The 10,482-nt window shown below is 40.6% G+C and carries 6 protein-coding genes, 1 pseudogene and 1 CRISPR repeat array; of the genes and pseudogenes, 1 reads left to right on the top strand and 6 read right to left on the bottom strand.

From position 1 onward, the window contains the following. Positions 1-47: 47 nt before the first annotated feature. The 6 genes and pseudogenes from AC5590_RS26360 to AC5590_RS26335 all read right to left on the bottom strand — a co-directional run. Positions 48-266 (bottom strand): annotated as a pseudogene (locus tag AC5590_RS26360) (cation efflux transmembrane domain-containing protein); the annotation flags it as partial. 298 nt (positions 267-564) lie between these two features. Next, positions 565-3,456: direct repeats of the CRISPR family, unit length 37 nt; unit sequence GTTTCAATCCCTAATAGGGAGTAAGAGAAATTTCAAC. 304 nt (positions 3,457-3,760) lie between these two features. Next, positions 3,761-5,827, bottom strand: a complete 2,067-nt coding sequence (locus AC5590_RS26355; protein ID WP_169266303.1) for an RNB domain-containing ribonuclease — start codon at positions 5,825-5,827, stop codon at positions 3,761-3,763. Between the two features lie 108 nt (positions 5,828-5,935). Then, positions 5,936-6,151 (bottom strand): 30S ribosomal protein S18, encoded by a 216-nt coding sequence (gene rpsR, locus AC5590_RS26350; protein WP_048869186.1) that lies wholly within the window; start codon positions 6,149-6,151, stop codon positions 5,936-5,938. Positions 6,152-6,153: 2 nt separating this feature from the next. Then, entirely contained in the window at positions 6,154-6,348 is a 195-nt protein-coding gene (gene rpmG / locus AC5590_RS26345) for a 50S ribosomal protein L33 (RefSeq protein ID WP_169266302.1), read from the bottom strand. A gap of 179 nt (positions 6,349-6,527) precedes the next feature. Then, on the bottom strand, positions 6,528-7,070 hold the full coding sequence (locus AC5590_RS26340; RefSeq protein ID WP_169266301.1) for an RDD family protein: 543 nt from the start codon (positions 7,068-7,070) through the stop codon (positions 6,528-6,530). Positions 7,071-7,142: 72 nt separating this feature from the next. Next, positions 7,143-8,732, bottom strand: a complete 1,590-nt coding sequence (locus AC5590_RS26335) for a hybrid sensor histidine kinase/response regulator (RefSeq protein WP_169266300.1) — start codon at positions 8,730-8,732, stop codon at positions 7,143-7,145. 423 nt (positions 8,733-9,155) lie between these two features. Between AC5590_RS26335 and AC5590_RS26330 the strand changes: the two genes are divergently transcribed. Further along, complete coding sequence (locus tag AC5590_RS26330; RefSeq protein WP_169266299.1) at positions 9,156-10,475, top strand: molybdopterin molybdotransferase MoeA; 1,320 nt, start codon at positions 9,156-9,158, stop codon at positions 10,473-10,475. The last annotated feature ends 7 nt before the right edge of the window (positions 10,476-10,482 follow it).

Below are 10,482 nucleotides of genomic sequence, written 5' to 3'. Positions count from 1 at the left end.
TTGTACTCCTTATTTGCCTTTTACGGGTTTGTTCGGTTAGGTGCAAGATGTGAGTGATCCCGATCTGGTCTTGGGGAAGAAAACCGACTGGCAATTAATCCTAATATATTGTTGGCGCTATCAGTCACACTATGTAAAGCGTCAGCTGTCAAACTCAGAGAACCTGTCAAGTTTCCGACGACAGCTTTTAACACCATGACGAATATATTCAGCAGTAAAGTAATAATTAAAACCTTTCGTACCGTAGTGCGGTTATCCTGAATCATAAAGTATTTTTTTATCAACTTAGATAAATCTAAGTTTAAAACGAGATGTGTCAAAAATCTTTCAAATCCTTACGTGGTAAGGATTTACTTTCTTATTACATCAATAAATAATATAGTTTTCTTGAGAAGATTTTTAGCTAATCTTGAATTTATTCCTCTAATAATTAGCTATAGCTTTTTTCTGGAATTATATTTTTTTGCATTAAAAGTCATTAAAATCTTAATATCTTAATATCTTAATAGGAGTAAGAGAACTTTCAACCTTGAGCGTACCTGCGATTTGCAAGGGAATAGTCTTGTTTCAATCCCTAATAGGGAGTAAGAGAAATTTCAACAACATTTCAGGTTCGTCACCAGTTGTGGTTGATGCTGTAGCTGTTTCAATCCCTAATAGGGAGTAAGAGAAATTTCAACGATGACTCTGATTTTGAGACTTCTCGCTGGGTTGTGTTTCAATCCCTAATAGGGAGTAAGAGAAATTTCAACTCCAGAGTACTTAAGTGTGCTCTATACAATTTCAAAAGAAGTTTCAATCCCTAATAGGGAGTAAGAGAAATTTCAACACCGATTGCTATCTGTTTGTCTACATTATTAAGTTTCAATCCCTAATAGGGAGTAAGAGAAATTTCAACTAAAAATACAGGAATTGCCAGTAGCTGGATTACGCGGGTTTCAATCCCTAATAGGGAGTAAGAGAAATTTCAACTTGTCCGAGAAATACCAAGAAGCGACAAGACCAAAGTTTCAATCCCTAATAGGGAGTAAGAGAAATTTCAACCAGCGCTCCTGAAGGTGTGGAAAGAATCATCCCAGGTTTCAATCCCTAATAGGGAGTAAGAGAAATTTCAACTCACAGATATTCGGAACTTTAAGGAAGTAGACGCAGTTCAAGTTTCAATCCCTAATAGGGAGTAAGAGAAATTTCAACTTCCGACGAGGATAGGTGTCGCTTGGTGTTTGTTTCAATCCCTAATAGGGAGTAAGAGAAATTTCAACAACGCTCTATTTTTTCGGGAGATATTTTGGATAGGCTAGTTTCAATCCCTAATAGGGAGTAAGAGAAATTTCAACGTTCTCGGCTAAAAAATGTCATTTTTATTAATTGGTTTCAATCCCTAATAGGGAGTAAGAGAAATTTCAACGCTGGAATATCTGGTGATGCGCGATCGCTATGAAGTTTCAATCCCTAATAGGGAGTAAGAGAAATTTCAACAGAAGCGATCGCCCGGAAAATTACACGGTAGCAGGTTTCAATCCCTAATAGGGAGTAAGAGAAATTTCAACGTTTTAGTTCGGGTTCCAAAGTTCCAGAATCAGGTTTCAATCCCTAATAGGGAGTAAGAGAAATTTCAACCTTGAGTTCGGTCTTGTAAGCTTGCTTCTGTTGAGTTTCAATCCCTAATAGGGAGTAAGAGAAATTTCAACCTTGCTTCGTACTGTCTTTTGAATTTGTCATTGATGTTTCAATCCCTAATAGGGAGTAAGAGAAATTTCAACTAGGGCTGATCGATTTAAGTTGTTAGCTGGGTTGCTGGTTTCAATCCCTAATAGGGAGTAAGAGAAATTTCAACCTTCCTGTTCTTTGCGACGTCAATATGCCCATGTTGTTTCAATCCCTAATAGGGAGTAAGAGAAATTTCAACGATCGCTTGGTTGATCATGGTCTGCTTGAGTTATGTTTCAATCCCTAATAGGGAGTAAGAGAAATTTCAACCTAAATGGTGAGGTGGTGGAGGTGCGGTTGTTTATTTGTTTCAATCCCTAATAGGGAGTAAGAGAAATTTCAACAAGTTTCTTGGGAAGTACTTCAGAGACCTTTAGACGTTTCAATCCCTAATAGGGAGTAAGAGAAATTTCAACAAGCTGTACAATTCCATCGTGCATCAACCAGACGTGTTTCAATCCCTAATAGGGAGTAAGAGAAATTTCAACTGTTAGTCGTTGGTGGGACTACACTCAAGATAAGTTTCAATCCCTAATAGGGAGTAAGAGAAATTTCAACAATTGTCTCTAAAACGCTGGCGTCTTTTATCTTGTAAGTTTCAATCCCTAATAGGGAGTAAGAGAAATTTCAACCCACTTAAGGTTACCCTGCGTACATCAGTGTTACCTATGTTTCAATCCCTAATAGGGAGTAAGAGAAATTTCAACTATTTATTGAGGTTGTAGCCCTCTTTGATTCTTGGGTTTCAATCCCTAATAGGGAGTAAGAGAAATTTCAACCGACCGGGCTAAAAGTTCCCAGAACAGGCTGGGTAGTAGAGTTTCAATCCCTAATAGGGAGTAAGAGAAATTTCAACTGGGTTGGGTTTATTCCTTCCCCAGGGTTTTGTCATTTGTTTCAATCCCTAATAGGGAGTAAGAGAAATTTCAACCCACTAAGAGACACTTCACCGGACGGGTTTATGGTGTTTCAATCCCTAATAGGGAGTAAGAGAAATTTCAACCAACTCTTCAGTCATTAGCCCTTCATAATGAGGTATTAAAGTTTCAATCCCTAATAGGGAGTAAGAGAAATTTCAACAATGGTATTGTCCCCAGTCAGGTACAGAAGTATTTAGTTTCAATCCCTAATAGGGAGTAAGAGAAATTTCAACATACTTGAGTCTAGAGCGTTAGGTATAGTATGAAGACGTTTCAATCCCTAATAGGGAGTAAGAGAAATTTCAACCACCAATTTTGTCAAATTCACTGTGTGCAAAAATTTTTCTAGTTTCAATCCCTAATAGGGAGTAAGAGAAATTTCAACGTAGAGCTTAACCGTAGACTGGGAAACTCGTCCGATTCGTTTCAATCCCTAATAGGGAGTAAGAGAAATTTCAACATGGTAATATGCTGAAGCCGCCGCCAAATATTGACTTAAAGTTTCAATCCCTAATAGGGAGTAAGAGAAATTTCAACAATTAAATGATGCGTTAGGCGTAGGGATAGATTTGTTTCAATCCCTAATAGGGAGTAAGAGAAATTTCAACACAAATATCAGAAAAAAAACAAACTTCAATGAATAAGTTTCAATCCCTAATAGGGAGTAAGAGAAATTTCAACGCCTGATGTACCAAAAACATTGGGGAATAATTCACCTGTTTCAATCCCTAATAGGGAGTAAGAGAAATTTCAACTTTAGCTGATCTCATCAAAGAACTTTCCAACCTTGTTTCAATCCCTAATAGGGAGTAAGAGAAATTTCAACTGCGGCACTCAGAAAACTGCACCATATAAAGTTTTCAAGGTTCAAAAGCGCGGATGCTCTGATCATAACATGCAAAAAAGTAAATTAATTGACAGGTAAATCGCTGAAATCCAGTCAGGGCAAAGAGCGCGGATGGTTATAAAATAATTTTCTCCGAAATCCTTGTCCTGTAAGCCATCCAAGCATTTTTTTCTAAACCCATTTTTCTACACCTACCCATCCGCGCCATCGGCTAAAAAAATCATCTTATTGCAAGGTTATTAACCACCCATCATTACAAGAACAGCAGCCACACAGCATGGAATTACATAGAATTCGCCGTAGGTTGGGCTTCTTGATAAATAATTTCCTGAAACTGAATCACGTCTCTAAGTGGATCAGCATGAAGGACTTTCACTAACATCTGTTCGCCCAAATTCACAGAACGTTTAAATAACATTGGCAACTGCAAGCCTAAATCTTCTAACAAAATCAGGGCTAAGCCACTATCTTCTCTCAACCACATCAGCACTGTTGTTTCCCAAATTTCATCAGGCTGACGGCGCAAATATTCTAAAGCCCAATATCTATTCGTTTGCCGTTCTACCATTGTCACCTCTTGGGTGATTGAAGATACGGTCATCATGACTTGTTTTAACTGTTCCGCTGAAAAGGGCAACACTTCACCACGTAGGTGTGCTTTCAGTTGAAAGTGAGTCAGCAAATCACTATACCGACGGATGGGAGAAGTGGCTTGGGTGTAAGTGTCTAAACCTAAACCAGAATGACGCACGGGGGTTATGCTCATTTCGCTCTTAGGCATACAACGACGCATCGCGCAAGCCCGGACAAATCCTGCTGGCAGTTGTAGCAGTTCTTGCTCCGGAGGTAACTCCGGCTGTGGTTGACCGCGAAAGGGCAAGGGTATGTTATACTTTTGACCGTAACGAGCAGCAACTTCGCCAGCAACAATCATCATCTCAGCGACCAATTGCCGTGATGTGGAGTCTTGTAATATATCGATGCTGATATTGTCGCCTTTGACTTTAATCATTGCCTCGGGCATGTTGATGCTGATTGCTCCTTGAGAATACCGCCAAGTTTTACGTCGTCGTGCCCAATTGGCGATCGCCGCAATTTCTGATTCTGCCTGCACGCCCAAATCCAACACTTCGTCAACATCTTCGTAAGTCAGGCGATAGGTTGGTTTAATGAAACTTGGATGGATGGTGTAATCTTCTACTGCCCCGCTGTCATCTAAAATAATTCCAAAACTCAAGGCATAACAGATTTTTCCCTGCACCAAGCTCATTGGTCCTGTTGCCAGAATTTCAGGGAACATAGGAACCATGCCTGTCGGCAAATATACTGTACTGCCTCGCTTTCTTGCGTCTAAATCTAACTCATCTTCTGGTATCAACCAGCGTGTCGGATCAGCAATATGCACCCACAACCGTTCTCTGCCATCGCCAAGCAATTCCCAACTTAGACCATCATCTATCTCGGTTGTACTTTCGTCATCGATTGTGTACACCTTAAGATGAGTCAAATCCAGGCGGTTGACGTCTCTGTCTGGTGGATGTGATTCCAATCGCTGTTGCGACACTTCTAATACCTTGCTAGCGAACTGTACCGGAATTGACGAACGACGTAAAAATAAGTTTTCATAAGGACTCCAACAACCCAAATCCACTAACAGTTGAAATGCTCCTTGGGGGGTTGCGGGACGTCCCAGCATATTCATCGTTTCCAAAACCAATGCTGGGGGAGGATAAGCACGAGCTAGGGAGTCATAGTTTAACCCGACACGTACTATATCAGCAACTAACGCTGCATATTTTTCTATGGCTTCTAGGCGGTGGCGATCATAGCGTTGCCATTCTACTGGTTCACCTTTGAGCGCCTGTTCTACTCTAGCCAGAAATTCCTGCTGTCCTTTAGCTTTGAGTGCCTCTATTTCTAGTTGGTGTTTGCGTTCTGCGACTTGAGCTGCACTTCGCGCCTCGTAAGCGTCTCCCTTCTGTTTGAAGTAAATTTTATCATCTGATAATAAAAGATACGCAGCGTAGCAATAAGGTGCTTGTGATTCAGAAAACAGTAAATTTGCCATCTCACAAGGCGTTACTGTTTCCCCACCTTCTACGAGTAATTCCCAAGCTACTTCTAGACTGGATGGGTCTAAATAAGGCTTAACTTCCTCTAAGAATCCGGAGATTTGTGAAGGTTTGTACGTTTCCCCAGTCACTGCGTAAGTTATTTGCCGAGGTGCGAGACTGTGGGATTGACCACGTTCATCTACTACAAACAAACGAGTTTTGCCGTCTGGGCGGTCTACTACACCCAAACGGCGATCGCTACCAAGTCGAAATTCAACTAGCGTCCCCTTCTCCACAAGCCTCGCAATGATTTATATTCAGAATTTTTATTTGAGATTTTAGTTAGGAGTTAGGAGTTAGGAGTCAATTACTCATTACTCTTAACTCATCACTCTTAACTATTATTAGCCTTCAGCATTGATAAACGGCAACAATGCCATAATACGAGCACGTTTAATTGATAATGTCAACTCTCGCTGTTGCTGAGATGTCAGTCCAGTAATCCGTCGAGGTAATATCTTGCCTCGCTCAGTAATAAACTTACGCAGCAAATCAACATCTTTGTAATCAATTGGTTCTCCCGGCTTAATCGGGGATAAACGACGGCGGTAATAGCTCATTGTTACTTAATTTCCTTGTGAACGGTATGTTTGTTGCAGTGCGGGCAGAACTTTTTGAGTTCTAGTCGATTGGTGGTGTTTCGACGATTCTTTGTGCTTGTATAACGCGAAACTCCAGGAGACCGCTTATCTGAATTCGTACGACACTCAGTACATTCGAGTGTGATTATTATCCGGGCACCTTTACTCTTGGCCATAATCTTACAAAAAGTGGATTTGGAGGAGAATCAGCAGTTATCAGTTACCAGTTACCAGTTATTTAGTTATGAGTTATCACAGAGGTCAAGAAATCGCTTCTTCTGTTCCCTGTTCCCTGTTCCCTGTTCCCTATTCCCTGTTTCCTGTTCCCTGTTCCCTGATTTAACACAAATAACAATTATCTCATATTTCGCCGCCTTTTTTCAACTAACCGCTTAATTTTTATGTCAAGAGAATAGCCGCGACGCGACGAAACGACCATAGTCTTGGCATAGCGGTCATGCAAAGCTTGCCGCAGTTGGGTATCAGAAAAAGCTGCACCACAGTCTATTGCCAAGGGAACAAATAGCAGTATAGCAGTGGGATTACGTATGATGTTACTCAGAGCGATCGAAACCAGAAGTGCCCCAAGTCCGATTATTCCTTCTCGCTTCAAAAGAGATTGTAAATCAGGAACTCTACCTCGTTCGATTTCTAATACCTTGATATCAAAAGCATAGTGCCCTAAACTTTGCCCTTGATTGTTGTAAGGTACAATAACCCGTAAAATTACCCAAGCAATAGTAAAAACTAGTATCTGAAGAATTTGCACACCGACTTGAGAACTTCCCAATAAGGAACTCACTGTCCAGACACAAAGAAAATCAATGCCTGATGCCATTCCTCTTCGCCCAAAATCAACTTTAGGATAGTGTTTGGGAGGAACTTGTTCAATAGACATATTTAAGATGCGTATTTAGAGGAAGTTTGGAGGTTGGTTTTGTTTTTCCCTCTAGTTTAATGTTAAATTTACTTACGCATTCTTTCCGGCAGAGAGCCGATGAGATTTGTGCTTCAAACTTTGTAAATCTGAACCACTTTCAATAAGTTCTAAGGACTGCAAACTTTGATGATTCAATGAAAGCTTGACTGTAAATGTTGTCCCTACTCCCACTTGGCTTTCTAAGTCGATCTGACCTTGATGCAGTTCAACACACTTTTTAACTATCGATAGTCCCAGTCCTGTTCCTGGAATAGTACCTACATTGCTGGCACGATGGAAAGTTTCAAACAAAAGTTGTTGGTCTTTGATAGGGATACCAATACCAGAATCTTGGATTTGGAACGTGATAGTATCATCTTGACAAATTACATCAAATCGAATTACTCCTCCTTGAGGAGAATACTTGATGGCATTGGAAAGTAAATTAGTCAAAATGTAACGCAATAAATTTTCATCTACCAGAACTGGAGTACGTTTTCCCTGAAACCTAAAAATAATTTGGTGTTTTCCACTAGCACTTAATTGTAAAGTTTGTGTAAGTTCGCTACAGAAATGTTCTAAATCTTGCGGTGTAGGTTCGTATTGTAGTTTGCCTGCATCACTTCTGCCCCAAAATAAAACTTCATCTAATAATTGCTGCATCTGACGTATGGCAGTTTGAATTTTGCCAAAGTATTTACTTCTTTGCGGGTCAGACAACTGATGGTTATATGATTCGAGTAGTTCTACTGCTGTGCGAATCACGGACATTGGATTGCGAAACTCATGGGAGACCATCGAAACAAAGTTAGATTTCATTTCGTTGAGTTCCCGTTCCTGTTGCCATGCTTTGATCATCTCTGCTTCAGCGCGTTTTTGCTCGCTAACATCACAAGCTTCGACAATCAGTAGCACCACTTTTCCAGTTTCATCTTTTAACGGTCTGACGGAAAAGTCAATCCACTGGATAAAATCGTTTGCGCTGCGTAATTGCAATTCATGGCGGAGAAACTCACCATCAGCAGCTTTGGCAATAATACTTTTCAACCACCCTGGATTTACAGAAGATAAATTCCAGCTTTCAAGACTCCACAACGGTTTGCCAACACAATCTTGTTGAGTACGCCACAAATTCAGGGCAGATTGGTTCATTTCCACAATCATCCCCTTACAACTAAGTAGCACTATTGATTGAGATGTTTGTTCAAAAACTCCCTGCAAGCGATGCTGACATTCTCGTAGTTCATTCAGAATTTGTCGCCGCTCGATAGCATATCGAATAACATGTTCTAGTAAATTTGGCGTAATTTGTCCTTTTACCAGATAATCTTGTACACTATTAGCCACTGCTTGTAAAGCAATGTTTTCATCGTCAAACTCCGTTAGCACCACTGTTGGGATGTTTGGTGCTGTAGTAGAAAATTTTGCCAAAGTGTTCAATCCTTGAGAATCCGGTAGAGAAAGGTCTAACAAAACTAGATCAAAAACGTTTTTGCTACAGGCTTTGAGCGCATCATTGAGACGCTCCAAATGTACCACACGCCATTTTTCCTTACCTAAATGCCAAAGTGTTTGCTGCAACAACTTGGCATCGGTGGGATTATCTTCTACTAAAAGAATGCTAATTGATGCCTTATTCATAAAATTAAGTTATTTTACTGCTGTGATGTGAACTTGGGATAGTTCTTCGCAGCGAAATATAATGACGACGTTATTATGATGTTGAACTATATGTATGAATTGTGCTGTGTCAGTAGTCACTGTTGCTAAGGGGTTATCGGTAATAATGGCATTGCTTTATACAATCTTTATGGAAACTTTATTTAAAAATGGCTCCTTACCAGCCGCAGTATAAAATAATAATCAGTGACAAAAAGTTTTGAGACTGTAACTAATCCGGCTATTGACCAGCAAGTAGTAAACTAATTGCTGCATCTACATTGACCTTTTCACAATGTAACTCATGTCGTCTTAAGGTGACGAGTCCAGACGCTCTTAGTATTTTGATTGTTTTAGTTTTGTGTTTGGAAAGTTTCTTGGTTAGGTTATTACGAGGACGATATTATGCTATCAGTTAGCGATGCAGAAAATATTATTTTCAATCTAGTACAACCGCTGAATACTCAACAAGATACAGAATTGGTTGATTTGTTATCAACAGGTGATACTCTTTTGGATTTGTCCCCTTGGAGCGATGGCTTCTCTACCAGACGCGCAAGGGACGCTGCTGCGCGGAGCGCAGATCGCATTTTAGCATCACAGGTGACTAGTGAACTGGATTTTCCCCACTGGGACAACTCAGCAATGGATGGCTATGCAGTGCGGTATGAAGATGTGTACAACTGTAACGAGGACAAGCCAGCAGTTTTAGAGATTGTTGAAGAAATTCCTGCTGGGGTTCAACCGAAATCTACTATTCAATCAGGGCAAGCGGCGCGAATTTTTACAGGTGCAGTCATGCCTACGGGTACTGATACAGTTGTGATGCAAGAAAGAACACGTCGGGAAGGAAACCGTGTGATTATCCTTACAGCTCCAAAACTGCAAGAATTTGTGAGAAAACGGGGAATGTACTACCGAGCGGGGGAACAATTACTACCACCAGGTATTCTGTTGAAGGCTTCAGAAATTGCTGTATTAGCTGCATTTCAATGTACCCAACTGAAGGTTTTTCGCCGTCCCCGTGTTGCTATTTTCTCTACAGGAGATGAACTGGTTACACCTGACAAACCATTGCAACCTGGTCAAATTGTAGATTCAAACCGGTATGCCTTGGCAACTTTAATTCGACAAAGTGGTGCTGAGCCTATAATGTTAGGAATTGTTAAGGATAAACCAGAAGCGCTCAAGGAAGCTATTGCTTACGCTATAGCTCATGCTGATATCGTTATCTCTTCGGGGGGTGTCTCTGTGGGAGATTATGATTATGTTGAGCAAATTTTAGAGTCACTGGGAGGCAAAATTCACGTTCGTGATATTGCCACTAAACCTGGTAAACCCCTGACAGTTGCCACATTTGAAAACGATGTACGTCCAATTGTGTACTTTGGTTTACCAGGAAACCCCGTTGCTGCTTTGGTGACTTTTTGGCGATTTGTACAACCAGCTATCAAAAAACTTTCAGGACTTGCTCAAGGTTGGGAACCAGTATATATCAAAGCGCTGGCGCGTCAGGAGTTGTGTTCAGGTGGTAAGCGCGAAACTTATGTTTGGGGTCAGTTGTCCGTCAAAAATGGAGTTTACGAATTTCAGCCAGCAGGTGGTCTTCAAAATTCTGGCAACTTAATTAATTTAGCTCAAACCAATGGCTTAGCGGTTCTACCTGTGGGTACGACACTTATTGCTGCAAAAGAACAAGTGCAAGTCTTACAGATAGGGTCTTGAGACTTCC

Origin of the sequence: Brasilonema octagenarum UFV-OR1 (assembly GCF_963888615.1) — a bacterium.
Lineage (GTDB): Bacteria > Cyanobacteriota > Cyanobacteriia > Cyanobacteriales > Nostocaceae > Brasilonema > Brasilonema sennae.
Note: the sequence above shows the minus strand (reverse complement) of the source record. Positions and strands in the feature narration are given on the sequence as shown.

Bases quoted from the DNA above. Each gene is read 5' to 3' on its own strand.
- rpsR (WP_048869186.1), bottom strand. From the start codon at position 6,151: ATGAGCTATTACCGCCGTCGTTTATCCCCGATTAAGCCGGGAGAACCA.
- rpmG (WP_169266302.1), bottom strand. From the start codon at position 6,348: ATGGCCAAGAGTAAAGGTGCCCGGATAATAATCACACTCGAATGTACT.
- AC5590_RS26340 (WP_169266301.1), bottom strand. From the start codon at position 7,070: ATGTCTATTGAACAAGTTCCTCCCAAACACTATCCTAAAGTTGATTTT.
- AC5590_RS26335 (WP_169266300.1), bottom strand. From the start codon at position 8,732: ATGAATAAGGCATCAATTAGCATTCTTTTAGTAGAAGATAATCCCACC.
- AC5590_RS26330 (WP_169266299.1), top strand. From the start codon at position 9,156: ATGCTATCAGTTAGCGATGCAGAAAATATTATTTTCAATCTAGTACAA.